24 protein-coding genes are annotated in these 23960 nt (G+C 66.9%); 21 read left to right on the forward strand and 3 right to left on the reverse strand.

Going from position 1 to position 23960, the window contains the following annotated elements:
• Window positions 1-95 precede the first annotated feature (95 nt).
• A complete protein-coding gene (locus Sj15T_RS01740) occupies window positions 96-893 on the forward strand; it encodes a thioesterase family protein (RefSeq protein ID WP_013039615.1) in 798 nt (265 codons plus the stop codon).
• Between the two features lie 20 nt (window positions 894-913).
• On the opposite strand, the gene Sj15T_RS01745 is transcribed toward Sj15T_RS01740, so the two are convergent.
• Window positions 914-2206: an aromatic ring-hydroxylating dioxygenase subunit alpha gene (locus Sj15T_RS01745; protein WP_013039616.1), complete on the reverse strand. Its 1293-nt coding sequence runs from the start codon at window positions 2204-2206 to the stop codon at window positions 914-916.
• Window positions 2207-2250: 44 nt separating this feature from the next.
• On the opposite strand from Sj15T_RS01745, the gene Sj15T_RS01750 reads away from it, so the two are divergent.
• A complete protein-coding gene (locus Sj15T_RS01750) occupies window positions 2251-3990 on the forward strand; it encodes a sigma-54-dependent Fis family transcriptional regulator (protein ID WP_013039617.1) in 1740 nt (579 codons plus the stop codon).
• A gap of 13 nt (window positions 3991-4003) precedes the next feature.
• On the opposite strand, the gene Sj15T_RS01755 is transcribed toward Sj15T_RS01750, so the two are convergent.
• Window positions 4004-4933: a LysR family transcriptional regulator gene (locus tag Sj15T_RS01755; protein ID WP_013039618.1), complete on the reverse strand. Its 930-nt coding sequence runs from the start codon at window positions 4931-4933 to the stop codon at window positions 4004-4006.
• Window positions 4934-5056: 123 nt separating this feature from the next.
• Between Sj15T_RS01755 and Sj15T_RS01760 the strand changes: the two genes are divergently transcribed.
• The 19 genes from Sj15T_RS01760 (at window position 5057) to Sj15T_RS01850 (ending at window position 22523) form a co-directional block, all read left to right on the forward strand.
• On the forward strand, window positions 5057-6499 hold the full coding sequence (locus tag Sj15T_RS01760; protein WP_013039619.1) for a 2-hydroxymuconic semialdehyde dehydrogenase: 1443 nt from the start codon (window positions 5057-5059) through the stop codon (window positions 6497-6499).
• A 2-nt stretch (window positions 6500-6501) separates the two neighbouring features.
• Entirely contained in the window at window positions 6502-7305 is an 804-nt protein-coding gene (locus Sj15T_RS01765; protein WP_007684772.1) for a fumarylacetoacetate hydrolase family protein, read from the forward strand.
• Window positions 7298-8083 (forward strand): fumarylacetoacetate hydrolase family protein, encoded by a 786-nt coding sequence (locus Sj15T_RS01770; protein ID WP_013039621.1) that lies wholly within the window; start codon window positions 7298-7300, stop codon window positions 8081-8083. Before Sj15T_RS01765 ends, Sj15T_RS01770 begins: the two co-directional genes overlap by 8 nt.
• Window positions 8083-8289, forward strand: coding sequence for a tautomerase family protein (locus Sj15T_RS01775; RefSeq protein ID WP_007684774.1), 207 nt, complete (start codon window positions 8083-8085; stop codon window positions 8287-8289). The genes Sj15T_RS01770 and Sj15T_RS01775 overlap by 1 nt, the downstream gene beginning before the upstream one ends.
• Complete coding sequence (locus Sj15T_RS01780; protein WP_013039622.1) at window positions 8286-9176, forward strand: acetaldehyde dehydrogenase (acetylating); 891 nt, start codon at window positions 8286-8288, stop codon at window positions 9174-9176. The genes Sj15T_RS01775 and Sj15T_RS01780 overlap by 4 nt, the downstream gene beginning before the upstream one ends.
• The gene (gene dmpG, locus Sj15T_RS01785) at window positions 9173-10219 is read left to right on the forward strand and encodes a 4-hydroxy-2-oxovalerate aldolase (protein ID WP_013039623.1); all 1047 of its coding nucleotides are present in this window, start codon (window positions 9173-9175) and stop codon (window positions 10217-10219) included. Before Sj15T_RS01780 ends, dmpG begins: the two co-directional genes overlap by 4 nt.
• A 28-nt stretch (window positions 10220-10247) precedes the next feature.
• Entirely contained in the window at window positions 10248-11021 is a 774-nt protein-coding gene (locus Sj15T_RS01790; RefSeq protein ID WP_013039624.1) for an SDR family oxidoreductase, read from the forward strand.
• 16 nt (window positions 11022-11037) lie between these two features.
• Window positions 11038-11463, forward strand: coding sequence for a tautomerase family protein (locus tag Sj15T_RS01795; protein ID WP_013039625.1), 426 nt, complete (start codon window positions 11038-11040; stop codon window positions 11461-11463).
• Window positions 11464-11587: 124 nt separating this feature from the next.
• Window positions 11588-11935: a 2Fe-2S iron-sulfur cluster-binding protein gene (locus tag Sj15T_RS01800; protein WP_013039626.1), complete on the forward strand. Its 348-nt coding sequence runs from the start codon at window positions 11588-11590 to the stop codon at window positions 11933-11935.
• On the forward strand, window positions 11932-12378 hold the full coding sequence (locus Sj15T_RS01805) for a heme-binding protein (protein WP_007684785.1): 447 nt from the start codon (window positions 11932-11934) through the stop codon (window positions 12376-12378). Before Sj15T_RS01800 ends, Sj15T_RS01805 begins: the two co-directional genes overlap by 4 nt.
• Entirely contained in the window at window positions 12379-13311 is a 933-nt protein-coding gene (locus Sj15T_RS01810; RefSeq protein ID WP_013039627.1) for a catechol 2,3-dioxygenase, read from the forward strand.
• Window positions 13312-13375: 64 nt separating this feature from the next.
• Entirely contained in the window at window positions 13376-15925 is a 2550-nt protein-coding gene (locus Sj15T_RS01815; RefSeq protein ID WP_013039628.1) for a TonB-dependent receptor, read from the forward strand.
• Window positions 15926-16220: 295 nt separating this feature from the next.
• Window positions 16221-16472: a phenol hydroxylase subunit gene (locus Sj15T_RS01820; protein WP_007684793.1), complete on the forward strand. Its 252-nt coding sequence runs from the start codon at window positions 16221-16223 to the stop codon at window positions 16470-16472.
• Between the two features lie 23 nt (window positions 16473-16495).
• Window positions 16496-17491, forward strand: coding sequence for a phenol hydroxylase (locus Sj15T_RS01825; protein WP_007684794.1), 996 nt, complete (start codon window positions 16496-16498; stop codon window positions 17489-17491).
• A complete protein-coding gene (locus Sj15T_RS01830) occupies window positions 17488-17760 on the forward strand; it encodes an MmoB/DmpM family protein (protein ID WP_007684796.1) in 273 nt (90 codons plus the stop codon). The genes Sj15T_RS01825 and Sj15T_RS01830 overlap by 4 nt, the downstream gene beginning before the upstream one ends.
• Before the next feature lie 3 nt (window positions 17761-17763).
• Window positions 17764-19317 (forward strand): YHS domain-containing protein, encoded by a 1554-nt coding sequence (locus Sj15T_RS01835; RefSeq protein WP_013039630.1) that lies wholly within the window; start codon window positions 17764-17766, stop codon window positions 19315-19317.
• 51 nt (window positions 19318-19368) lie between these two features.
• Window positions 19369-19728 carry a phenol hydroxylase subunit P4 gene (locus Sj15T_RS01840; protein ID WP_007684802.1) on the forward strand — a complete coding sequence of 120 codons (360 nt, stop codon included), beginning with the start codon at window positions 19369-19371 and terminating at the stop codon, window positions 19726-19728.
• Window positions 19728-20786, forward strand: a complete 1059-nt coding sequence (locus Sj15T_RS01845) for a phenol 2-monooxygenase domain-containing protein (protein ID WP_013039631.1) — start codon at window positions 19728-19730, stop codon at window positions 20784-20786. Before Sj15T_RS01840 ends, Sj15T_RS01845 begins: the two co-directional genes overlap by 1 nt.
• A gap of 69 nt (window positions 20787-20855) precedes the next feature.
• Complete coding sequence (locus Sj15T_RS01850) at window positions 20856-22523, forward strand: sigma-54-dependent Fis family transcriptional regulator (protein ID WP_013039632.1); 1668 nt, start codon at window positions 20856-20858, stop codon at window positions 22521-22523.
• Window positions 22524-22539: 16 nt separating this feature from the next.
• Here the strand turns inward: Sj15T_RS01850 and Sj15T_RS01855 are convergent, their stop codons facing one another.
• The gene (locus Sj15T_RS01855) at window positions 22540-23946 is read right to left on the reverse strand and encodes a sulfatase-like hydrolase/transferase (RefSeq protein WP_013039633.1); all 1407 of its coding nucleotides are present in this window, start codon (window positions 23944-23946) and stop codon (window positions 22540-22542) included.
• Between the last annotated feature and the right edge of the window lie 14 nt (window positions 23947-23960).

The raw sequence follows: 23960 nt of genomic DNA on the forward strand, positions 1-23960 counted from the left end.
CCCCGCTATGCGTGTCCTTGGGAGATTCGAGGTGACGGTGACGGGCAGTTCGGGGAAATGCGGGATGCGCGCTACCGGGAAGGGAAAACCGGGCCGTGGCGGCTGAAGACGGCGGGGGGCAGGCCTATTTCCTGCCGATGGACGACGGGCGGTTCATGCCCACGCCGCATGCCGGGGGCGCGTGGAACGTCGCCGAACAGCATGTGGCGCCCGCCATCGGCCTGCTGGTCCATGCGGTGGAGGCCGATCATGCCGCGCGGCGCGCCGACCGATTGCAGGTGGCGCGCCTGTCCTGCGACATATGGGGCACCATGCCGATCGAGCCGGTCGGCATCGACGTCGCGGTGCTGCGGCCCGGCCGGACCATCGAACTGGTGGAGGCCCGGATCAGCCATGGCGGCCGTCCCGCCATCGTCCTGCGCGCCTGGCTGGCCCAGGCCTATGACAGCGGCGGCATGGCGGCGGTCAATTTTCCTTCCCTGCCGCCGCCCCAGGCCGTGCCCGCATGCGACCTGTCCCTCCTCTGGCCGGGCGGCTTCATCGCCAGCGTGGAGGTGAGGCGGGAAGGGCAATGGCCGGGCCGCGCCCGGTGCTGGGCGCGTTCGCCGCTGGCGCTGCTGGAAGGGCGGCAGGTGTCGGCGGCGGCGCGGTTCATGGGCCTGGCCGACATCGCCAACGGGCTGGCGCCGCTTGCCTCCCCGCAGGAGGCGGCCTTCCCCAATCTGGACCTGACCGCCCATTTCCTGCGGTCGCCGGTGGGCGAATGGATCGGTTTCGACACCAGCGTTTCCGCCGGGCCGACGGGCATCGGCCTGACGCACAGCATCCTGCACGATGAAGGCGGGGCGTTCGGCACGCTCTGCCAATCCCTGACCATACGCCCGAAGGACTGAACCGCGCCGGTTGCCCAGCGTCACCGCCGGGCGGCGTGATCCGTCCGGCCGGGCGTTGCGTCCTCCAGTTCCATCGCGCCCTCCAGTTCCACCGCACGTTGCAGGCGGCGGCGCACCTTGACCGCCGCCAGGTCGTTGGACAGCAGCATGGGTTTCAGGTCGAAGAAATCCTCGCCCCCCATCTCTCGCTGGGCGGCGGCGATGATCGGGCCGTCCTCCGTCTCGAAGGCGGCGTGCATGGCCGCCGTCTTGAACGCGTTATAGTCGCCATCCTCTTCCGCATGGTTGCGGCGGGTGGCGAAGAAATAATGGGTCTCATTCTCGTCGCCCGGCGTGCAACTGTGCAGGTCATATTGGCTGATGCCCTGTTCGAAGGGCGCGTCGTCCTGCGCCGCCGCGATCGACAACTGGATATTGGCGGGCGCCGTCCAGGTGACGCGGATGCTGTGGCGGGCCGCCTCCTCCGGCCGGGGCAGGAAGGGGGCGAAGATGCCGATGGGCGGGGTCTGGCTGTAGTCCCAACTGGCGGAGACGCTGTTCTCCGTCTCCTCCACCTGCGGGATCAGCGGCGACAATTGCCCCCGCGTCGTGATGATTTCGCCATGGACATAGTCGACATGGCTGAGGTCCATGACATTGTCCAGGATCAGGCGGTAATCGACCGGCAGCTTCATATAGGTGTGGCCGACGCCGTTGGCATGGCCCCTGTCCAGCGGCGAGAAGTCGGGAAGCAGGGCGGGATCGGCCGCCTCCTCCGCCATCCAGATCCAGATGAATCCGTGGCGTTCGATCAGCGGAAAGCCGCGCACGACCTGCCCCCTGGGCAATTGGCCGCGACCGTGCGGGTTGTGGACGCAATGGCCGCCGGCGTCGAACCGCAGCCCGTGATAGGGGCAGGCGATGGCGTCGCCCACCCGGCTGCCCATGGAAAGCGGGGCGAAGCGGTGCGGGCAGCGGTCCTGAAGGGCGACCGCCTCGCCCTGCGCGTCGCGGAAGATGAGGACCGACATGCCCAATATCCGGCGGTGGAACAGCTGCGTCGCGTCGACTTCGCTGGAGAGGGCGGCGACGTACCAGGCGCGTTTCAGATACAGGCTGCTTGCCGACATGATCATCCTTTTCCCATGGTCGCCGCACCCGTGGCGGCGGATGCGGGGCGACCAGCAAGCGGCGTGCCAGATCGCGCCGCGCGGTCCTGCCGATGCGGCCGAGGCCGGCCGAAATGCCGGTCCCGCGCCGGGAAAGGGGGCGGGAAGGAAAGGGCGCCCATCGCCCCTGCGGCGGGCGGGCATGATCGGGCTGTTGAAAATCATCCGACATTGCCCCTATGACTGTCGAATATTAAACAGGAGAGGACATGGCGCGGGCAGGCGGATCGGCATCCGGCAAGTCGGGACTGGGCACGGCATTTCACGATGGCGGGGTCGCGCCGGTGGGCGAGAGCGACCTTGCCGATCTGCGCGACAGCTTCCACTTCGACCCGGCGCGGGCGGAAATCCGCCTGGGCAAGCGGCGGATGCTGCTGGTCGACGACATCGTGCTTGGCCAGTTGCGGCGGGAATTGGTGCGCGCTCTTGGCTATGAAAGCGCGCGCATGCTGATGTCGCGCATCGGCTATGGCACCGGCGTCGCGGATGCGCAGCTCGCGCAGGAATTGCGGCATAGCGGCACCCTGGAGGACATCTATCGCGCCGGGCCGCAATTCCATGCGCTGAAAGGGGCCGTGCAGGTCGAGGAACTGGCGTTCGAGGCGGATTTCGAGGCCGGGCGCTTCCATGGCGAATATGTCTGGCACAATTCGGCGGAATGCGCGTCCCATGTGCAGGAAATGGGCATCGGCGCGCATCCGGCGGGATGGCAGCAGGCGGGATATGCTTCGGGCTATGCCTCCACCTTCTTCGGCCGGCCGATGGTGTTCCGCGAACTGGAATGCATCGCGATGGGGCATGACCGCTGTTATCTGGTCGGGCGGCCGGCGGACGAGTGGCCGGACGCCGACAACGAACTGCGCTGGTTCCGCGCCGACACCTACAGCCGCCGCCCGCCGCCGCCGGACAGCGCGGCGCCGGTCGACGCCGACCTGCATATCGGCGCCCGCGCCATCGTGGGCGCGTCGTCCGGCTTCAACACGGTGCTGCACCTGGTGGACAAGGTCGCGCCGACCATGGCGCCGGTGCTGTTCCTGGGCGAAAGCGGCGTCGGCAAGGAAGTGTTCGCGCGCGAGCTGCACAAGCGCAGCCGGCGGGCCGACAGGCCGATCGTCGCGGTCAACTGCGCCGCCATTCCAGAGACATTGCTGGAGGCCGAACTGTTCGGCGTGGAGAAGGGCGCCTTCACCGGCGCGATCGCCACGCGCCCCGGCCGATTCGAGCGGGCGGCGGGCGGCACGCTGTTCCTGGACGAGATCGGCACGCTGTCCCTCGCCGCGCAGGGCAAGCTGCTGCGCGTGTTGCAGGACGGCGATTATGAGCGGGTGGGCGGGACGAGGACGCTGACCGCCGACGTCCGCCTGATCGCCGCCACCAATGCCGACCTGCGCGCCGAGATGGAGGCAGGCCGATTTCGCGCCGACCTGTTCCACCGGCTGAGTCCCTTTCCCGTCTACATCCCGCCGTTGAGGGAGCGGCGGGCGGACATTCCGGTGCTCGCCAATCATTTCCTCGCCCGTCTCTGCCAGCGGCACGGGCGCGGCCTGCTGCGCCTGGAGGCGGAGGTCGTCCGCGCCTTCCACGACTATGGCTGGCCGGGCAATATCCGCGAGATGGAGAATCTGGTGGAGCGCGGCGTCATCCTGGCCGGGGAGGGGGAGGCGATCGGCCTGCACCATCTGACGCTGGGCGTGGGCAACCGGACCGAAGGCTTCGTGCCCGACCCGTTCCGCGATTTCGTCGCGCGCCGGTTTCGCGGGGGCGGCGGGGGCGCGGAGGCGGATGTCGGCGCGATGCTGCTCGACAGCGGGCTCAGCCGGCAGGAGATCGCCGACCGGCTGATCGCGGCCGCGCTGGAACGCAGCGGGGGCAATGCCAGCGCCGCCGCCGCAGCGCTGGGCATGACGCGCGCGCAGGTGCAATATTGGAAGGGGCGGCGGGGCGGATGAAGGCCCGCTTCCGCTATCGAAGGCCGCGGTCGGCCGGCGGCCCCGTCACCGTCTTCACCGCCTGGCGGAAACCTTCGATCAGCGGCGATTCGTCGCCGGAACGGCAGATCATGCACAGGTCGAACGCGGCCGGACCGTCATCTTCGGCCAGCGGCACATAGACCACGTCCGGCAATTGCAGCGTGCGCGCCGATTCCACCGCCGCCGCCAGTCCCACGCCGCTCGACACGAAGGCGACGGCCGTCACCACGTCGTCGACCGTCTGCACGACATTGGGTTCGATGTTGAGATCGTGAAAGGCGCGCAGCAGGAAATTGCTGAACCCGCCCGACTGGCTGGCGCGGGGGTAGAAGATCATCGGTTCCCCCGCCAGGTCCGACAGGGCGATGGATGCGCGGCCCGCCAGCCGGTGATGGCGCGGCATGGCGATGATCATCGGTTCATGCACCACGCTTTCCCATTGCAGTCCGGGATATTCGAGGAAGAATCGGTTGAAGCCGATGGCGATCCGCCGTTCCTGCAACGCCTTAACCTGCGTGTCGCGGTCCATATTGTGCAGGACCACCTCGACATTGGGATAGCGCTTTCGAAATTCGAGCACGATGCGCGGCACGATGTCGAGCACGGCGGACCCGAACACCCCCACGTCCAGCCGGCCGAGCGCGCCCTGGCCGATCAGTTGCGTCGTGGCGCAGGCCTGTTCCACCAGGTTCAGGATGTTCACCGCCTCCGTATAGAGGGCCTGCCCGGCGGCGGTGGGTTCGACGCCATGCCGCTTGCGCACCAGCAGGGACACGCCCAGCACTTCCTCCAGATACTGGATCTGGCGGGTCAGCGGCGGCTGGGACAGATGGAGTTCCTGGGATGCGCCCCGGATGCTGCCGTGGCGCACGGTCTCCACGAAATAGCGCAGGTGGCGGATGTCGATGCGGTTCGCGAACATGTCTTGCGCCTTTCCGATGCCCGGTCGAGATATGCCTTGCAGGTATCTCAAAGAGCATAAAACAGTATTATTGGGTAAGGCTATCCTTCGTTAGAAGGTCTGGCAACGACATGGAGAGGACAGTTGGCGCATTTCCGGCATTTCATCGGCGGAACCTTCACGCAGGGAACGTCCGGCAGGACTTTCCCCAAATATCGGCCGAGCGACGGAGCGCTGATCGGCCATGTGCATGAGGGCGGCCGCGCCGAAATCGACCTGGCGGTGCAGGCGGCGCGGGCGGCGCAGAAAGGCCCGTGGGCAGGGCTGACGGTGGATGATCGGTCCGACCTGATGCGGGCCGTCGCGGACGGGATCACCCGGCGCTTCGACGATTTCGTGGCGGCGGAAATGGCCGATACCGGCCAGCCCCGGTCGATGATGGAGCATGCCTTCATCCCGCGCGGCGCGGCCAATTTCCGGATTTTCGCCGATGTCGTGAAGAATGTCGCGACCGAGAGCTTCCAGACGCCGACCCCGGACGGGCGGGGCGCGCTCAACTATGCGATCCGCAAGCCCAAGGGCGTGATCGGCGTCATCTGCCCGTGGAACGCGCCGCTGCTGCTGATGACGTGGAAGGTCGCGCCGGCGCTCGCCTGCGGCAACAGCGTGATCGTGAAGCCGTCGGAGGAGACGCCGGGCACCGCGACCCTGCTGGGCGAGGTGATGAACGATGCGGGCGTGCCCGCGGGCGTCTATAATGTCGTCCATGGCTTCGGCCCGGACAGCGCTGGCGGATACCTGACCCAGCATCCGGGCGTCGACGCGATCACCTTCACCGGCGAGACGCGCACCGGCACCGCCATCATGCAGGCGGCGGCGCACGGCCTGCGCGACGTGTCCTTTGAATTGGGCGGCAAGAACAGCGCTATCGTCTTTGCCGACGCCGACCTCGACGTGACGCTGGAGGCGCTGGGCCGATCCGTCTTCCTCAATTGCGGGCAGGTGTGCCTGGGCACCGAGCGGGTGCTGGTCGAGCGGCCGCTGTTCGAGGCGCTGGTCGCGGGTCTCAAGGAAAGGGCGGAGGCGCTCAAGCCCGGCGCGACGCTGGGTCCGCTCATCTCCGCCGAGCATCGCGAGAAGGTGCTGTCCTATTATGCGAAGGCCGTGGCGGAGGGGGCGAGGGTCGTGACCGGCGGCGGCGTGCCGACCATGCCCGACGAGCTTTCGGGCGGCCATTGGGTGCAGCCGACGATCTGGACCGGCCTGGCGGACGAGGCGTCGGTCTGGAACGAGGAGATTTTCGGTCCCTGCTGCCATATTCGCCCCTTCGACAGCGAGGAGGAGGCCATCGCCGTCGCCAATGCGACCGACTATGGCCTTTCCGCCGCCATCTTCACGCAGGACCTGTCGCGCGCGCACCGCGTCGCGGCGGAGGTCGACGTGGGCATCACCTGGGTCAACAGCTGGTTCCTGCGCGACCTGCGCACGCCCTTCGGCGGCACCGGGCATAGCGGCATCGGCCGGGAAGGCGGGGTCCACAGCCTCGAATTCTACACCGAGCTGCGCAACATCTGCGTGAAGCTGTGACCATGCTGGACGCGGCCACCATCGCCCGGCATGGCGACGAGCTTTACGAGGCGCTGGTCGCCGGCGCGACCGTCCCCAATCTGCGGGACCGGGTGCCGGGCATCACCATCGTCGACGCCTATCACATCCAGGCCCGCATGGTCGGGCGGCGCGTCGCCGCGGGCGAGACGGTGGTCGGCAAGAAGATCGGCGTCACGTCCAGGGCCGTGCAGAACGCCATCGGCGTGTTCGAGCCGGACTTCGGCATATTGACCAGCGCCATGGCCTATGACGATGGCGCGACCGTCCCCATCGAAGCGCTGATCCAGCCCAAGGCGGAGGCCGAGATCGCCTTCGTCCTGAAACGCGACCTGAAAGGGCCCGGCGTCACGGCGGCGGACGTGCTGGCGGCGACGGACCATGTCCGCGCCTGTTTCGAGATCGTCGACAGCCGCATCACGAACTGGGACATCCGCATCCAGGACACTGTGGCCGACAACGCGTCCTGCGGCGTCTATGCGCTGGGCCGCGAGAAGATCGATCCGCGCGACGTGGATCTGGCGCTGGCCGGCATGTGGGCGGAGCGCAATGGCGAGCAGGTGGCCGTGGGCGTGGGCGCGGCCGTGCAGGGATCGCCCGCCAATGCGGTCGCCTGGCTCGCCAATACGCTGGGCCGGCTCGACATGCCCTTCCTGGCCGGGGAGGTGATCCTGTCCGGCGCGCTGGGACCGATGTTCCCGGTGGGCGAGGGCGACCATATCGCCATGCGCATCGGCGGGATCGGCGATTGTTCCCTGACCTTCGGCCGGAGGACCGCCGATGCTTGACGCAGCAGCCATCGCCGAACTGGCGGACCGGGTGGACGGCGCCCAGTCGAACCGCCGCACCATCGCGAAGCTGACCGACGATTATCCGGGCATGACCGTCGATGACGGCTATGCCGTGCAGGACGAATGCCTGCGCCGCTGGCAGGCGCGGGGCCGGGCGCTGATCGGCTACAAGGCCGGTCTCACCTCGCGGGCCAAGATGATCCAGATGGGCGTCGACGTGCCGAGCTTCGGCCTGCTGATGCGCGACACATGCGATGCGGAGGGCGGCGCGGTGCCGACCGCCGGGCTGATCCATCCGCGCGTCGAGGGAGAGATCGCCTATGTCATGGCCCGCGACCTGTCCGGCCCGGACGTTTCCATCGATCAGGTCCATGCCGCGACGGACTTCATCCAGCCCGCCATCGAGATACTCGACAGCCGGTTCGAAAAGTTCAGGTTCGACCTGCCGAGCGTCGTCGCGGACAATGGCTCCAGCGCGCGCTTCGTCATGGGCGGGCGGATGCGGCGGCCCGGCGACGTCGACCCCGCGACCATCGGCATCGTGCTGGAAATCAACGGCGAGGCGGCGGCGCTGGCCTGTTCGGGCGCGGTGCTGGGCCATCCCGCCCGCGCCGTGCAGATGCTGGTCGCCTGGCTGCATGAGCGGGGGCGGATATTGCCCGCCGGATCGGTGGTGCTGACCGGCGCCGCGACGGAGGCGATGCCGATCGCCAAAGGCGACATCGTCTGCGCCCGCTTTCAAGAGATGGGCAGCATCAATGTGAGGATCGACTGATGCCGATTATATCCGTGGTCATTGGCGAAGGCCGTTCGATGGAAAGGAAACGCGCCTTCATCCGCGCCCTTACCCAGGCGACGGTCGAAACCATGGACGTGCGTCCCGACCAGGTGCGCGTGATCCTGAACGAAACCCCCTTGGACCATTATGCCGTCGCCGGCGTGACGTTCGGCGAAAAGGCGCAGCAGGGACAAAGTCGATGACCAAAGTGAAATGCGCCATCATCGGGCCGGGCAATATCGGCACCGACCTGCTCTACAAGCTGCTGCGTTCCGACAGGCTGGAGCCGGTCTGGATGGTGGGCGTCGATCCGACGTCCGAGGGGCTGGCGCGGGCGCGGGAGCTGGGGCTGAAGACCACCGACGCGGGCGTCGATGGCCTGGTGCCGCATGTCGCCAGGGACGGCGTGAAGATCGCGTTCGACGCGACGTCGGCCTATGTCCATGCCGAAAACAGCCGCAAGCTGAACGAGCTGGGCGTGCTGATGATCGACCTGACGCCGGCGGCCATCGGTCCGCTTTGCGTGCCGGCGGTCAACCTGGCGCGGCAGGCGCGCGACGGCGCGGTCAACGTCAACATGGTGACCTGCGCGGGTCAGGCGACGATCCCGATGGTGAACGCGGTCAGCCGCGTCCAGCCGGTCGACTATGCCGAGATCATAGCGACCGTGGCGTCCAGGTCGATCGGCCCCGGCACGCGCAAGAATATCGACGAGTTCACCCGCACCACCTCCGCCGCGATCGAGAAGGTCGGCGGCGCGGCGAAGGGCAAGGCGATCGTCGTCGTCAATCCCGCCGAACCGCCGCTGATGATGCGCGACACCGTCTATTGCGAGACCGCCGACGAGCCGGACCGCGAGGCGATCAGCGCATCCGTGCACGAGATGATCGCGCAGGTGCAGCGCTATGTGCCGGGCTATCGGCTGAAGAACGGCCCGACCTTCGAGGGGCGCAAGGTCTCCATCTTCCTGGAGGTCGAGGGGCTGGGCGACTTCCTGCCCCGATATGCGGGCAATCTGGACATCATGACCGCCGCCGCGGCGCGCACGGGCGAGATGTTCGCGCAGGAGATGATGGAGAGCGTGCAATGACGACGACGGCGCAGATCAAGGGCCGGAAGGTCAAGCTGCATGACATGTGCCTGCGCGACGGCATGCATTCGATGCGGCACCAGATCAGCCTGGACCAGATGATCGCCATTTCGACCGGGCTGGACGAGGCGGGCGTGCCCCTGTTGCAGGTGACGCATGGCGATGGGCTGGGCGGTTCGTCGCTCAACTATGGGCGCGGCGCGCACAGCGACCGCGACTATATCACCGCCGTCGCGTCCCGCATGAAGAACGCCACCGTGTCGGTGCTGCATGTGCCGGGCATCGGCACGCTGGACGAACTGCGCATGGCGGCGGATTGCGGCGCGGGCTGCGTCCATGTCGCGTCCCACTGCACGGAGGCGGACGTGACCGAACAGCATATCGGCCTTGGCCGGAAGCTGGGGCTCGACACCGTGGGCTTCCTGATGATGGCGCACATGACATCGGTCGAAACGCTGGTCGAACAGGCGCTGCTGATGGAAGGCTATGGCGCGACGACCGTCTATTGCGTCGACAGCGCCGGCTACATGCTGCCCGAAGAGGTGACGGCGCGGATCGGCGCGTTGAGGGGCGCGTTGCAGGCGGAAACGGAGATCGGGTTCCACGGCCATCACAATCTGGGCCTTGGGATCGCCAATTCGCTGGCCGCCGTGGCGGCGGGCGCCAGCCGGATCGACGGGTCCGCCGCCGGTTTCGGCGCAGGCGCCGGCAACACCCCGCTGGAGGTCTTCGCCGCCGTGTGCGAGCGGATGGGGGTGGAGACGGGCGTCGACACCTTCCGCCTGATGGACGTCGCGGAGGAGCGGGTGCTGCCGATGATGGCCAAGCCCCCGCGCGCCGACCGGGACAGCCTGACGCTGGGCTATGCCGGGGTCTATTCCACCTTCCTCTACGCGGCCAAGGATTGCGAGCGCAAATATGGCCTGCCCGCCCGCGACCTGCTGGTCGAACTGGGCCGCCTGAAGATGATCGGCGGGCAGGAGGACATGATAGAGGATACCGCCCTCACCATGGCGAAGGAGCGCGGGCTGATTTCGGCCTGACGCCGGTTTTCAGATCGGAGTGAAGAACATGTCCGTTCCGGGCAGGAATTTTGGCGCCCATTGCGTGGTCGTCGGCGCGAGCGGCGCATTGGGCAGGGCGATCGTCGCCGGGCTGTTGGCGCGCAAGATGCATGTCGTCGCGGTGGCGCGGTCGCGCGAGCCGCTGGAGGCGCTGGTCGATCGCCATGGCGCGGGCGTGGTGATGCCGGTCGTGGCCGACTTCGCGTCCGACGATGCGGTCGATGCGCTTCGGGCGCGGCTGGACCGGCCGGTCGCCATGGTCGTCCATGCGCCGGGCGTGCCGGTGGCGGGCGGCATTCGCGCCGCGCCCACCGACGCGCTGGTGGAGGCCTGCAACATCAAGGTCGGCGGCTTCGTCCGACTGGTGCGCGCGGTGGAGGACCGACTGCACCGCCACAGCCGCCTGGTTGCGATCGGCGGCCATTACGGGTTCGAGCCGACGGCCTATGCCGCCACCGCCGGGGTCGCCAATGCGGCGCTCGCCAATGTCGTGCGGCAGATGAGCTGGGCCTATGGCGGAGAGGGGGTCACCGCCCATCTGGTCGCCCCCGGCCCCGCCGATACCGATCGGCTGCACAAGGTCGCGGCGGCGCGGGCGTCTGAAAATGGCGGCTCGGTCGCGGACGAGCTGGACGCGATGCGCGGCGAATCCGCCATTGGCGCGCTCACCACGCCGGGCCAGGTCGCCTGGGCCGTGGCGATGCTGCTCGATGCGGAGGCGGACGCCATGGCGGGCGCGGCGATGATGCTGGACGCGGGCCGCAGGCGCGGCCTGTCCTGAAGGAAGGAGAAGCGGCATGCCCATCGTGCAATTCCACCTGGTGGCGGACCAATATCCGGACGAGGCGGTGGCCGCGCTGCTGGAGGCGGCCTCGCTTTTCTATGTGCAGGCGCTTTATCCCACGGTCTCGCCGCTGCCCCTGGAGCGGGTGCGCGCCTTCGCGACGAACGTGCCGGCGCATCGCTGGGCGACGGGCGGCCGGCTGGTCAGCGACGGAGGGACGGCCGCGCCCTGGTTCACCTGCATCGCGCTGGAAGGCCGCCCGACCGGCCAGTTGCAGGCCCTGGCGGCGGGATTCACCGACCTTGTCGAGCGCCATCTGGGCTGCGAACGGTCGCTGATACGCGGCACGGTGATGCAGGTCGCGCCCGCGCTGTGGAGCATCGGCGGCGTTCCCGCCAGCGAGGCGCGCGCGTCCGAAGCGTCGCTGCGCGCCGGATGACGGATGGCGGGCGCAAGGTGATATGCGTGGAGTATCACAGGCAAGCGGAAAGGGTATTTGTCGGTAATTCACCCCATGATTATGATCGGTGAAAAGAACAGAATGACGGCAGGAGAGAGATCGGATGGACGATCGCGATGTGGAAGGCCTGACGCAAGCGGCGTCGTTTCAGATAGAGATTGCGGGCGCGCGCTTTCCCTGCCGCGCCGACCAGAGCCTGCTGGCGGCGATGATCGCGTCCGGGCGCAAGGCGCTGGCCGTGGGATGCCGCGGCGGCGGCTGCGGCGTCTGCCGCATCCGGATACAGGCGGGCCGCTGTTCCACCGGGCATATGAACCGCGCCCTGGTGAGCGCCGCCGATGAGCAGGCGGGCATCGTCCTGGCGTGCCGCGCCTATCCGTCGAGCGACATCCGCGCCGTGCCGCTGCCGCGCGCGTCCCTTGACGTCGCGCCGGTCGGCCGCGCCGCATGAGCGCGATCGCGGACATCGGCGCGCCCGCGGCGCAGGCGGTGGAGCGGATGCTGTCGGCCGCCCGCGCCCGCGCGGAGGCGATCGGCGTTCGCGTGCATGTCGCGGTGGTGGATGGGGCGGGCAATCTTGCGGGCTATCTGCGGATGCCGGGATCGTTCCTTAGTTCAGGCGAACTGGCGATCGACAAGGCCTATACCGCTGCCAGCTTCGCGATGACGACGCGCGATTTCGGCGCGCTGCTGGAGCAGGCGCCGCGCCCGGTGCGCGACGGGTTGCTGCGCCGGCCGCGCCTGACGGAGGTTCCGGGCGGCTGCCCCGCCGAATTGCAGGGCCGCCCGGTCGGGGCGGTCGGCGTGTCCGGCGGCAGCGAGGTTGAAGACGAGGACATCGCCGCAGCCGCCCTGGCGGCCATGCTGCGCGAGGATATTTCTGGGAGAGAATGAATGGCGATTCGTGGATTGCTCCGGGTCGGCGAGGTGTGCGTCAGGGTGTTCGACATCGACGAAGCCCGCCGCCACTATGGCGAGCGGATGGGCCTCATCGAAACCTATCAGGGCGACCCCGACAAGCTCTATTACAAGGTCGCGGACGAGCATGACTGGTATTCGCTGGTCCTGAAAAAGGCCGATGCGCCGGGCGTCGAATATTTCGCCTTCCGCACCTATGAGGATGCGGAGATCGACCATTTCGCCGCGGCGCTGACCGATTACGGGCTTGCCGTCGAACATGTCGAGGCGGGCGTCTATCCCAAGAGCGGCCGGCGCATCCGCTTCACCCTGCCGTCGGGCCATGTCATGCACATCTATGCCGACAAGGAGAAGATCGGCAACGGCATGCCGACCCGCAACCCCGGCACCATTCCCGACGAAGGCTATATTCGCGGCTTCCGCTGCGTGCGGCTGGACCATGTGCTGCTGGGCGGTCCCGACATTGTCAAGAACAGGGACATCTTCACCGGGATATTCGGCTTCACCGTCAGCGAGGAACTGGTCACGCAGGAGGACGAGACCCGGCTCGCCGTCTTCCTGTCCTGCTCCAACAAGCCGCATGACATCGCCTTCATCCTGCAACCGGAGGGCAGCCGGTTCCACCATGTCTCCTTCCTGCTGGATTCGGTGAACGACCTGTTCCACGCGGGCGACCTGATCGGCAAATATGAGATCCCGGTCGACGTGTCGGTGAACCGCCATGGGGTGACGCGCGGCGCGACCATCTATTTCTTCGATCCGTCGGGCAACCGCAATGAAGTCTTCACCGGCGGCTATGTCCATTATCCCGACACGCCGACGCTGACCTGGGACACCAGCCAGTTGGGCAAGGCCACATTCTCGCAGGACAATATGCCGCGCGACAGCTTTCTGAACGTTCTGACCTGACGGTCGTCGACACGACAGGCCGCGAAAAGGCGGCCGAGATATAAGGGACAAGGGGAGTTTAATCATGAAGTCTGGAATTTCGAACGGCGCGTCCGCGCTGGCGGTGGCGCTCGTCCTTTCGACATCGGTCGCGATGGCGCAGGACGCCGCCGCGCCGCAGGAAAATGTCGGCCTCCAGGACATCGTCGTCACCGCGCAGAAGCGGTCCGAAAGCGCGCAGCAGGTGCCGATCGCCATTTCCGCCGTCACGTCCGAAGCGCTCCAGTCCAAGGGGCTGACCGACATCGCCAGCATTTCCGGGCAGGCGCCCAACGTCACCCTGAAAAGCTCCGGCGCGTTCGGCGGGTCCAGCTCGACCCTCTTCACCTATATCCGCGGCATCGGCCAGAATGATTTTGGCTTCAACCTGGAACCGGGCGTGGGCGTCTATGTCGACAATGTCTACCTCGCCCGCAACATCGGCGCGAATGTCGACCTGCTGGACCTTCAGCGCGTCGAAGTGCTCAAAGGACCGCAGGGCACGCTGTTCGGCCGCAACACCATCGGCGGCGCGCTCAACATCGTCACGTCCGATCCGGGCGACGAATGGAGGGTGAAGGGCGAGGTCACGACCGGCCGCTACGACCGCATCGACGTGCGCGGCGCGCTGGAAGCGCCGCTGGCGCCGGGCGTGCTGCACATGGGCCTCGCCTTCTCCACCAAGCATCGCGACGGCTGGCAGAAACGCATTCCCTATGAAGGCGATACCGGCAACAACCCGATCTGGCTGCTGGCGACCGGCGGCGCGTCGGGCGGCCCCGCCAACGGCAATACGGACGGCGCGATCCTCTTCCCGACGACGGCGAAGGACAGGCCGGGCCGGTCGGGCAACATGAACCAGACCGCCGTGCGCCTGAAATTCCTGTTCACGCCCAATGACAGGCTCACCATGCGGCTGATCGGCGACTATCTGAACGTGGATGAGCAAGCGACGCCCTTCTCGCTGCTGGCGGTCAACCAGAATGCCTATGTCGCGCTCTACAACACCTGCATCTCGGGCAATCCGGCCTTCTACGCGCCGGTCGCCGCGCTGGCGGGCGTGCCCGCCGCCGGCGTGACCGACCTGTGCCAGGGCGCGCGCGGCAATGCCGGGTCGCCGGCCGGCATCCAGCCTTCGCTGGAAAGCCAGGCGGGGCAGAACCTGCCCTATGACAACCGCTATGTGATCCGCAACGCGGACGGCAGCATCAATCCCGATCTCAGCTACGCCAGCGGCGCCAATTACAACAAGATCGACAATTACGGCATCAACGGCCAGATCGATTACGACCTGACCGACGCGCTGACGATCAAGTCGATCACCGCCTATCGCCGGTTGAAGTCCAAATTCGGCGCCGACATCGGCGGGGCGCCCTTCTCCGCGCTGGCGCCCACCTTCGCGGATTGGGAAAACCAGCTTTCGCAGGAAGTGCAACTGGTCGGCAATATCTGGGAAAATCGCTGGAAATTCGTGCTGGGCGGCTATTATTTCCACGAATATGGCCGTCATGCGGACCGGGTGCCCTTCATCGGCGGCATGATCCAGATCGTGTCGAACGACCGTTACGACACAAAATCCTACGCTGCCTTCATGCACAACAATATCGATGTCATCCCCGACAGGCTGGGGCTGACGCTCGGCATCCGCTATACCCGCGACGACAAGCGCTTCACGGGCACGCAGCGGGACGAAAACGCCTTCGGCCTGCGCCTGACGCAGGCGCCGCCCGCGCTCGTCCTGCCCGATCCCAACGACATCTACCGCGTCTATCCGCTGGGCGAAAACAGCATGTCGTTCGAAAACGTCTCCTACCGGATCGGCGCGGAATATCATATCAACCGGCGGGTGATGGCCTATGCCTCCTACGCCACGGGGTACAAGGGCGGCGGCTGGACCACGCGCCTGACGCTGCCCAATTTCACCGTCGTCAACGGCGTGCCGGTCAAGCTGCCCGCGCCGACATTTGGCCCCGAAAAGGCCTATACGACCGAAATCGGCATCAAGTCCGAACTGTTCGACCGCCGCGTCCGGCTGAACGTCGCGGCGTTCAACACGGAATATAACAGCATCCAGCTCACCTTCCAGAACGGATCGTCCCCGGTCACCGCCAATGGCGGGGACGGGCGCATCCGGGGCGTGGAGGCCGAACTGAATCTGGCCCCGGCGCGCAACTGGACGCTGGACGCCAGCCTTGGCTATCTGGACGCGGAATATCAGAGCATCCTGCCCGGCGTGCCGCTGACGGGGAAGGAGAAGTTCGTGAACACGCCCAAATGGCAGGCGCAGGCGGGCACCGCCTACACCTTCGAGGCGGGCGGCATCGGCAGCTTCACGCCGCGGGTCGACTGGACCTATGCCAGCAAGACCTACAATGACGAGGCGAATACGCCCTTGCTGGCCACGCCGGCAGGCAGCTTCTTCAACGGTTCCGTCACCTGGCGCGCGCCCGGCGAACGCTACGAGCTTCAGGCCGGGGTCACCAACATCGCCGACCGGCGCGCCGTCGTGTCGGGCTACACCAATGCGGAGGCGATCTATTCCGGCGTGTTCAGCCGCCCGCGCGAATGGTTCCTGACCCTGCGCGTGCGCAACTGAGGACAAGGGGGTTCCCGCAGCGGTTCGGGCTGCGGGATACGGGGCGCAAGGGACGGTTCCCGCGCGCCGGCCTGCCATGACCGTCCGGATCGGCTGCCCAGGCAGGCCGGTCCGGGCGGTCCTTTTTTCCTGGGGGGAGGAAGGCGGGCGCGGTTTCGACAAAATTGTCGACGACGGACCGCAATTGACGAAATTGTCGATGCGGCTTGCGCGAAAACCCTGGATTTTCGGGGAAAGTCGAACTGGCATGGCCCTTGCTAAACCACAAGGACAAGGCAACAGCCGGGAGAGGAAGATGGCGGAACAGCCGCAATCCGACATATTGGACGCGAAGTTCGTGCGCGTCCGCAACCGCCGCGAAAACGGGCTGGTCGAATTCGACTTCGCCATCGGCGCGCCGGAAATCTTCGTGGAACTGCTGATGCCGACCGCGGCGTTCGAGGAATTCTGCGCCGTCAACCGCGTGATCGACGTAACCGGCCAGCCGCTGGAGCAGGACGATTTCGACGTCCGGCTGGCGCGGGTGATCGCCGGCGAAGCCCGATAGGCAAGAGAGGAGAGACCGACCCCATGCAGATGGACCTGCGCACCGTCACCATCGCGCCGCAGCGGCAGACCTATGGCCATGTCGCGCGCCATATCGGCGGCGACAAGCCGGCGTCCCGCTATCAGGAGGGCACGATCGGCCTCCAGACCACGGGCAACCAGCATTATCGCCCGCTCTGGGACCCGGCCCACGACTATTTCGACGAGAGCCGCACGAAGCTGAAGATGGCGGACTGGTACGCCTTCCGCGATCCGCGCCAATATTATTACGGCAGCTACGTCCTGGCCCGCGCCAGGCAGCAGGAGGCGGCAGAGGCCGCCTTCGACTTCGTCGAGACGCGGGGGCTGGCCGACGCTTTGCCCGACGACATCCGCGCCCTGGCGCTCGACCTGATCCTGCCGCTGCGCCATGTCGCCTGGGGCGCGTCGATGAACAATGATTTCATCGCCGCCTATGGCTATGGCACGGGCATCACCCAGCCGGCGCTCTATTATGCGATGGACCAGCTGGGCATCGCGCAGTTCGACACGCGCCTTGGCCTGCTGCTCGCCGAACCCGAAGCGTTGGACGCGGCGAAGGAGGCGTGGCTGCGCGACGTGCGCTGGCAGTCGCTGCGTCGCCTGGTCGAGGATATGTTCGTCGAGCAGGACTGGTTCGAACTGTTCGTGGCGCAGGATTTCGTGCTCGACGGCCTGCTCTATCCCCTGGTCTTCCAGACGATCGTCGACGGCGACCTGGCGCAGCGCGGCGGCGCGGCGGTGGCGATGATGACCCAGTTCCAGAACGAATGGGCGGCAGAGACGCGCAAATGGGTCGACGCGCAGATCAAGGCCGCCTGCGCCGACGATGCGGGCAATGCCGCGTTGATCGGCTGGTGGATCGCCAAATGGACGCCGCGGGCCGCCGCCGCGCTCTGCCCGCTGGCCGAAATGGGGCTGGGCGACCGATCCGCCGCCGTCATGGACGAACTGTGCGCCGCGCTCGACGCCCGCGCCGCCAAGGCGGGGGTCCGCGCATGAGCAGCACCGTCTTCCTCGCGCTCCAGGCCAATGACGACACCCGCCATGTCATCGACGCGATCATGGCGGACAATCCCGCCGCCAGCCTGGACCCGCAGCCGGCGATGGTGCGCATCACCGCGCCGGGCACGCTGGTCGTGCGCCGCGAAACGATCGAGGAGCTGATCGGCCGCGATTTCGACCTTCAGGAACTGCACGTCAACATGATCTCCCTGTCGGGCCGCGTGGACGAGACCGACGACATATTCACTCTGAGCTGGGACCGCTGAGCCATGGACATGCCCGTCACGAAGAAGAAGAAACTCGGCCTCAAGGAACGCTATGCGCTGATGACGCGGGGCCTGGGCTGGGAGCCGAGCTATCAGCCGATCGACGACATCTTCCCGATGGACCAGTTCGAGGGGATCAAAATCCACGACTGGGACGCGTGGGAAGACCCGTTCCGCCTGACCATGGACGCCTATTGGAAATATCAGGCGGAAAAGGAGCGGAAGCTCTACGCCATCGTCGACGCCTTCGCACAGAGCAACGGCCATCTCACCCTGTCCGATGCGCGCTACATCAATACGGTCAAGCTGTTCGTCAACGGCTTCGCCCCGCTGGAATATATGTCGCACCGGGGGTTCGCCCATATCGGGCGGCAATTCCGGGGCGTCGGCCCCAGGGTCGCCTGCATGATGCAGTCGCTGGACGAGATGCGCCATTCGCAGACGCAGATCCACGCCATCAGCAATTATAACCGCTATTATAGCGGCATGGCGGAGTTCCGCCATCATCACGACTATCTGCCCTATCTTCAGGTGCCCAAGAGCTTCTTCGAGGATGCGGCGACCGGCGGTCCGTTCGAATTCATCGTCGCCATCGGCTTCGCCTTCGAATATGTGCTGACCAACCTCGTCTTCGTGCCGTTCATTTCGGGCGCGGCCTATAATGGCGACATGGGCGCGATGACCTTCGGCTTTTCCGCCCAGTCGGACGAGGCGCGGCACATGACCCTGGGGCTGGAGGTCATCAAGTTCGTGCTGGAGCAGGACCCGGCCAATGTCCCGATCGTCCAGAAATGGCTGAACAAATGGACCTGGCGCGGCGTGCGGCTGCTGACGTTGGTCGCGATGATGCAGGATTACATGCTGCCCAAGCGGGTGATGAGCTGGGCGGAGGCTTGGGAAATCTATTTCGAGGAGAATTGCGGCGCGCTGTTCCGCGATCTCGCCCGCTACGGCATCGTCATGCCGCCCTGCGTCGAGCAGATCAGGCTGGAGCGCGACCACCTGTCCCATATCGCCTGGTGCCATTTCTACCAGGCGCGCGGCACCAGCGACTTCCATGTCTGGCTGCCGTCGAAGGAGGACATGGACTGGCTGTCCGCCAAATATCCGGACACGTTCGACCGCTATTACCGTCCGCGCTATGAATATTGGGCGAAGTGCGAAGCGGAAGGAAAGCCGTTCGAGGCGACGGCCGTGCCGATGCAATGCCAGGTCTGCCAGATTCCGATGATGTTCACCGAGCCGGGCGACCCGCTGACGCTGTGCCAGCGCCATGCCGAATACAAGGGCGAGCAATATCATTTCTGCTCCGACCATTGCCGCGACATTTTCGAGGACGAGCCGGAAAAATTCATCCAGTCGAAGATCGCCGGGCACGAGGTCTTCAAGGGCAACGCCTTCCGCCCCGGCGCGGACCCGACGGCCGAGGGCTTCAATCCCGCCGCCGAGGCGCTCGCCTTCTTCCGCATCGAGCATGGGCGGGACAACGGCCTGCACAACGGGTCCAGGGACGAAGCGAATTTCGCCATGTGGCGCGGCCTTGCAAAGGCGAACTGACAGCCGGCCACACCGCCTTCACGGAAGGGATAATATTCCAGGAGAGACATCATGGCCGTCAAAGCCATCGACACCTATGAATTCGAACCGGCCGACAAGGCCGAAAATTTCCACGGCGCCTGCGTCATCTATGCCGGCTGGGACGGGCATCTGCTCTTTTCCAGCCCCTATGCCTGGCCGTTGCCGCCGGACCTGCCCTTCGCGCACTTCATCGCCGGACCCATGGCGGAGATTTTCGGCCAGCACCCCGACTGGGCGGGGATCGACTGGAACAGCGCCGTCTGGACCCGCAACGGCGAAGCCTTCGTCCCCGACATGCAGGCCGGCATCGCCGCCAACGGCCTCAGGCACAAGGATGCGTTGCGATTCCGCACGCCGGGCCTGGATGGCCTGAACGGAGCCGGCATCTGATGAGCTATACCCTGACCATCGAGACCACCGGCGACGAGGTGGAAGTGGCGGAGGGGCAAACCATCCTCGACGCCTGCCTGCGCGCAGGCATCTGGTTGCCGCATGCCTGTTGTCATGGCCTGTGCGCGACCTGCAAGATCCAGGTGACGGACGGCGAAATCGACCATGGGGAGGCTTCCAGCTTCGCGCTGATGGATTTCGAGCGCGACGAGGGCAAGGCGCTGGCCTGCTGCGCGCGCCTTGAAAGCGACGCCAGCATAGAGGCGGATATAGAGGAAGACCCCGACGCGCTGGGAATCCCGGTCGAGGATTTCGAGGGCGTCGTCACCCGCATCGATCCGCTGACCCCGACCATCAGGGGCGTCCATGTCGCGCTGGACCGGCCGATCCGCTTCCAGGCGGGGCAATATGTGAACCTGACGGTGGGGGAGGAGGGTGTTCTGACCCGCGCCTTCTCCCTTGCCAGCGATCCCCATGCGCCCGACGCTGTCGAACTCAATATCCGCATCGTGCCCGGCGGCGTCGGCACGACATGGATACATGAGCATCTGAAGGAGGGCGACCGGGTGAAGCTGTCCGGCCCCTATGGCCGCTTCTTCGTGCGCCATTCGGCGAAGGCGCCCCTGCTCTTCCTGGCCGGCGGTTCGGGCCTGTCCTCGCCCCGGTCGATGATCCTCGACCTGATCGCCCGCAACGAGACGCTGCCGATCACGCTGGTCTATGGCGCGCGCAGCCGGGAGGAGCTTTATTATCATGAGGAGTTCGAGGCGCTGGCGGCGGCCCATGCCAATTTCCGCTATATCCCCGCGCTTTCGGACGAGCCGGCGGACAGCGGCTGGACGGGTTTTCGCGGCTATGTCCACGAAGCCGCACGGGCGGCGTTCGACAATGATTTCCGCGGGCACAAGGCCTATCTTTGCGGTCCGCCGGTGATGATCGAGGCCTGCCTTGCCGCGCTGATGCAGGGGCGCCTGTTCGAAAAGGACATCTACACCGAAAAATTCTTCTCCGCCGCCGACGCGCAGCAGGTTCGAAGTCCGCTTTTCAGGCGCATCTGACCGGATATTGCGCTAGGATCGGGCTGAAAGCGGCGAAACGGCCGGACCGGCGAGGGGAGAAGGGCGAAGATGGCGAGCAAGGCGCTCGACGACCGATCGGGCCGGATCGACCTGTGGTCGAAATTGCGGTTCGACCCCGGCACCGGGACCGTCTGGCTGGACGAACAGCGGATGCTGCTGCTGCACGCCGGGTCGCTGGGCGCGCTGCGGGCGGAAATGGTGCGCACGCTGGGCGAAGGCCGGGCCGGCGCGCTGCTGATGCGCATGGGCTATCAATCCGGCATGCAGGACGCGGAGATCGCCCGCAAGATGGTGGGCGACCGCGATTATGAGGAGGTCTTCCTGCTGGGCCCCCGGCTTCACAAGCTGGAGGGGCTGGTGCAGGTGGAGACCATCCAGTGCGAGCTGGACCTGGACGCCGGGCGCTTCCACGGCGAGTTCCGCTGGACCGAAAGCTGGGAGGCGGAAAGCCAGATCGCCCATTTCGGCATCGGCGAACATGCCACCTGCTGGAACCAGTTGGGCTATGCCTCCGGCTATGTCAGCGCCTTCATGGGCCGGCCGGTCATCTTCCGCGAGACGATGTGCAAGGCGAAGGGCGACCCGCATTGCACCATCGTGGGCGAGATCGCGTCCGACCTGCCGGCGGACGACCCCTATCTGAAGGCCATGCGCCCGGAGGACATAGCCGGGCAGTTGCGCGCCATGGCGGAGGAGATCGGGGAGCTGCGCGCATCCCTGCGGCGGGAAAAGCAGACCGGATCGTTGATCGGCCAGTCGCCCGCTTTCTTGAAGTCGGTGAACCTGCTGCGCCGCGCCGCCGACAGCAACATCACCGTCCTGCTGACCGGCGAGACGGGCGTCGGCAAGGAAGTGTTCGCCCATTGGCTGCACGACAACGGGCCGCGCCGCGACAGGCCCTTCGTCGCGATCAATTGCGGCGCCATCCCCCATGACCTGATCGAAAGCGAGCTGTTCGGCGTCGAGCCGGGCGCCTATACCGGCGCGCAGCGGCAGCGGCTGGGCCGGTTCGAGCGGGCGGACGGCGGCACGCTGTTCCTGGACGAGGTGGGCGACCTGCCTTTGCCCGCGCAGGTCAAGCTGCTGCGCGTGCTCCAGACCGGGGAGGTGGAGCGGCTGGGCGGCGACAGGCCGGTGCATGTCGACGTCCGCATCGTCGCGGCGACCAATGTGGACCTGACATCGGCGGTGGCGGCCAGGACGTTCCGCGCCGACCTCTTCTACCGGCTCAACCCCTTTCCCGTCGCCATCCCGCCGCTGCGCGAGCGGGCGGCCGACATTCCGCTGTTCGTCGAGGCGCTGGTGGAGCGGCTCGCCCGGCGGCACGGCAAGCCGGTGCGTGGCGTGTCGGACCAGGCGATGCGCGCGCTGATCGCCTATCGTTGGCCGGGCAATGTGCGCGAGCTGGAAAATGTGCTGGAGCGCGGCGTGCTGCTGGCCGAACCGGGCGGGCGGATCGACGTCGACACCCTGTCGATCATGCTGGAGCCGGACAGCCGCGAACAGGCGCATGTGCGGCCGGACGGCAGGCTGGCGGTCACCGGCGCGCCGCTGATACCCGACATCGAACGGGCGCCGCTGCTGCTGGCGGATTATGAGGCCGCGCTGGTGGGGGAGGCGCTGCGCCGCGCCGGGGGCAATGTCGCGGATGCGGCGCGCATGCTCGGCATGTCCCGGCGGCAGCTGGACTATCGATTGAAGCAGGGCGGGGGCTGAACGCCGCGAACGCGCTTCATTCCCTGGGGCGGTCGGCGAACTTGCCCAGCATGTCCTCGCTATAGCTATGCTCCGGATAGGGCAGCATCTGCGCCAGCCAGCCGGCATGGGCGGCCTTGAGTTCGGCGACCTTGCCGGGCATGGCCTCCTTGCGGTCGGCGCGTTCGCGCTCGTCCTGCGACAGGTCGAACAGATAGTCCCGCCCGTAGGACCGCAGATATTTCCACTGGCCGCTGCGCACCGCGATCTGGTCGCCGGCGCGGTGGCGCCAGAACAGCGTGCGGTCGGTCCTGCTGTCGACGTCGCGCAGGAAGGGCATGAGGTCGATGCCGTCCAGCCCCTCCACCCGGCCGGGGTCGCCGCCCGCCGCCGACAGCAGCGTGGGCAGGGCGTCCATCGACATGGTGACCTGCGCGCTGTCCCGCCCCTTGGGCAGATGGGCGGGCCAACTGACGATCAGGGGCACGCGGATGCCGCCCTCCAGCAATTCGCCCTTCATCCCGGTCAGCGGCCAACTGTCGGAAAAGCGCTCTCCGCCATTGTCGCTGGTGAAGATGACGATCGTGTCCTCCTCCAGCCCCAACGCCGCCAGTTCGGCCAGCACGCGGCCGACATTGGCGTCCATGCCCTCCATCATCGCGGCATAGGCGCGGACATTGCCGCCGTCCATCTGGCGGGGATCGGCGGCGGCGCTGCCCTGGGCGGCGTCGCCCGGACCCTGCCAGGGCCAATGGGGGGCGGTGAAGTGCAGGCTGATGAAGAAGGGGCGGTCCTGCCGCGCCGCCTGCTGCATCCGATCGATCGCCTTCGCGCCGAGCAGGTCCGTCAGGTAGCCGGGGCGCTGGATTTCCGTCCGGTTCTCGAACAGCTTGCCCATCTCATGCCCGTTGATGGTGGTCGCATGGGCGAAATAGTCGGTGCCGCCCGACGCTATGCCGAAGAAATAGTCATAGCCGTGATCGAGCGGGCTGGAGGCCGGCAGTTCCCCGACATGCCATTTCCCGACCAGCGAGGTCGCGTAGCCAAGATCGCGCAGCAGGCCAGGCAGGGTCCGGGTGCCGCGGGGCAGGGACAGTTCGTCGCCGTTGAAGGCGATCGGCTCCTCCAGCCCGATGCGGAACCGCCCCTGGTAACGGCCGGTCAGCAGGGCGATGCGGGTGGGCGAGCAGACGCAGCTATTGGCATAGGCGTTGCCGAACTTCACGCCGCGCGCGGCGATGGCGTCGATCGCCGGGGTCCGGATGTCGCGGCTGCCATAGCAGCCCAGGTCGGCATGGCCCATGTCGTCTGCCATGATGTAGAGGATGTTGGGCCGGCGCGGGCCGGATCGCCCGCCGCGGGCGACGGCGGGGGCCGCCACCGCTGAACCGAGGGCGGCGAGCGCCGTCCGGCGCGTCATCGCGCCGGTCATGCATGTCTTCATGTCGTCAAACCTCC

The organism is Sphingobium sp. TA15 (assembly GCF_037101235.1).
Taxonomy (GTDB): domain Bacteria; phylum Pseudomonadota; class Alphaproteobacteria; order Sphingomonadales; family Sphingomonadaceae; genus Sphingobium; species Sphingobium indicum.

Excerpts from the sequence above, each read along its gene's own strand:
- Sj15T_RS01745 (WP_013039616.1), bottom strand. The coding sequence starts at position 2,206 with ATGATTTTCAACAGCCCGATCATGCCCGCCCGCCGCAGGGGCGATGGG.
- Sj15T_RS01855 (WP_013039633.1), bottom strand. The coding sequence starts at position 23,946 with ATGAAGACATGCATGACCGGCGCGATGACGCGCCGGACGGCGCTCGCC.
- Sj15T_RS01810 (WP_013039627.1), top strand. The coding sequence starts at position 12,379 with ATGGCGATTCGTGGATTGCTCCGGGTCGGCGAGGTGTGCGTCAGGGTG.
- Sj15T_RS01825 (WP_007684794.1), top strand. The coding sequence starts at position 16,496 with ATGCAGATGGACCTGCGCACCGTCACCATCGCGCCGCAGCGGCAGACC.
- Sj15T_RS01800 (WP_013039626.1), top strand. The coding sequence starts at position 11,588 with ATGGACGATCGCGATGTGGAAGGCCTGACGCAAGCGGCGTCGTTTCAG.
- Sj15T_RS01790 (WP_013039624.1), top strand. The coding sequence starts at position 10,248 with ATGTCCGTTCCGGGCAGGAATTTTGGCGCCCATTGCGTGGTCGTCGGC.
- Sj15T_RS01770 (WP_013039621.1), top strand. The coding sequence starts at position 7,298 with ATGCTTGACGCAGCAGCCATCGCCGAACTGGCGGACCGGGTGGACGGC.
- Sj15T_RS01845 (WP_013039631.1), top strand. The coding sequence starts at position 19,728 with ATGAGCTATACCCTGACCATCGAGACCACCGGCGACGAGGTGGAAGTG.
- Sj15T_RS01830 (WP_007684796.1), top strand. The coding sequence starts at position 17,488 with ATGAGCAGCACCGTCTTCCTCGCGCTCCAGGCCAATGACGACACCCGC.
- dmpG (WP_013039623.1), top strand. The coding sequence starts at position 9,173 with ATGACGACGACGGCGCAGATCAAGGGCCGGAAGGTCAAGCTGCATGAC.
- Sj15T_RS01805 (WP_007684785.1), top strand. The coding sequence starts at position 11,932 with ATGAGCGCGATCGCGGACATCGGCGCGCCCGCGGCGCAGGCGGTGGAG.
- Sj15T_RS01795 (WP_013039625.1), top strand. The coding sequence starts at position 11,038 with ATGCCCATCGTGCAATTCCACCTGGTGGCGGACCAATATCCGGACGAG.
- Sj15T_RS01780 (WP_013039622.1), top strand. The coding sequence starts at position 8,286 with ATGACCAAAGTGAAATGCGCCATCATCGGGCCGGGCAATATCGGCACC.
- Sj15T_RS01775 (WP_007684774.1), top strand. The coding sequence starts at position 8,083 with ATGCCGATTATATCCGTGGTCATTGGCGAAGGCCGTTCGATGGAAAGG.
- Sj15T_RS01815 (WP_013039628.1), top strand. The coding sequence starts at position 13,376 with ATGAAGTCTGGAATTTCGAACGGCGCGTCCGCGCTGGCGGTGGCGCTC.
- Sj15T_RS01835 (WP_013039630.1), top strand. The coding sequence starts at position 17,764 with ATGGACATGCCCGTCACGAAGAAGAAGAAACTCGGCCTCAAGGAACGC.
- Sj15T_RS01820 (WP_007684793.1), top strand. The coding sequence starts at position 16,221 with ATGGCGGAACAGCCGCAATCCGACATATTGGACGCGAAGTTCGTGCGC.
- Sj15T_RS01840 (WP_007684802.1), top strand. The coding sequence starts at position 19,369 with ATGGCCGTCAAAGCCATCGACACCTATGAATTCGAACCGGCCGACAAG.
- Sj15T_RS01755 (WP_013039618.1), bottom strand. The coding sequence starts at position 4,933 with ATGTTCGCGAACCGCATCGACATCCGCCACCTGCGCTATTTCGTGGAG.
- Sj15T_RS01750 (WP_013039617.1), top strand. The coding sequence starts at position 2,251 with ATGGCGCGGGCAGGCGGATCGGCATCCGGCAAGTCGGGACTGGGCACG.
- Sj15T_RS01850 (WP_013039632.1), top strand. The coding sequence starts at position 20,856 with ATGGCGAGCAAGGCGCTCGACGACCGATCGGGCCGGATCGACCTGTGG.
- Sj15T_RS01765 (WP_007684772.1), top strand. The coding sequence starts at position 6,502 with ATGCTGGACGCGGCCACCATCGCCCGGCATGGCGACGAGCTTTACGAG.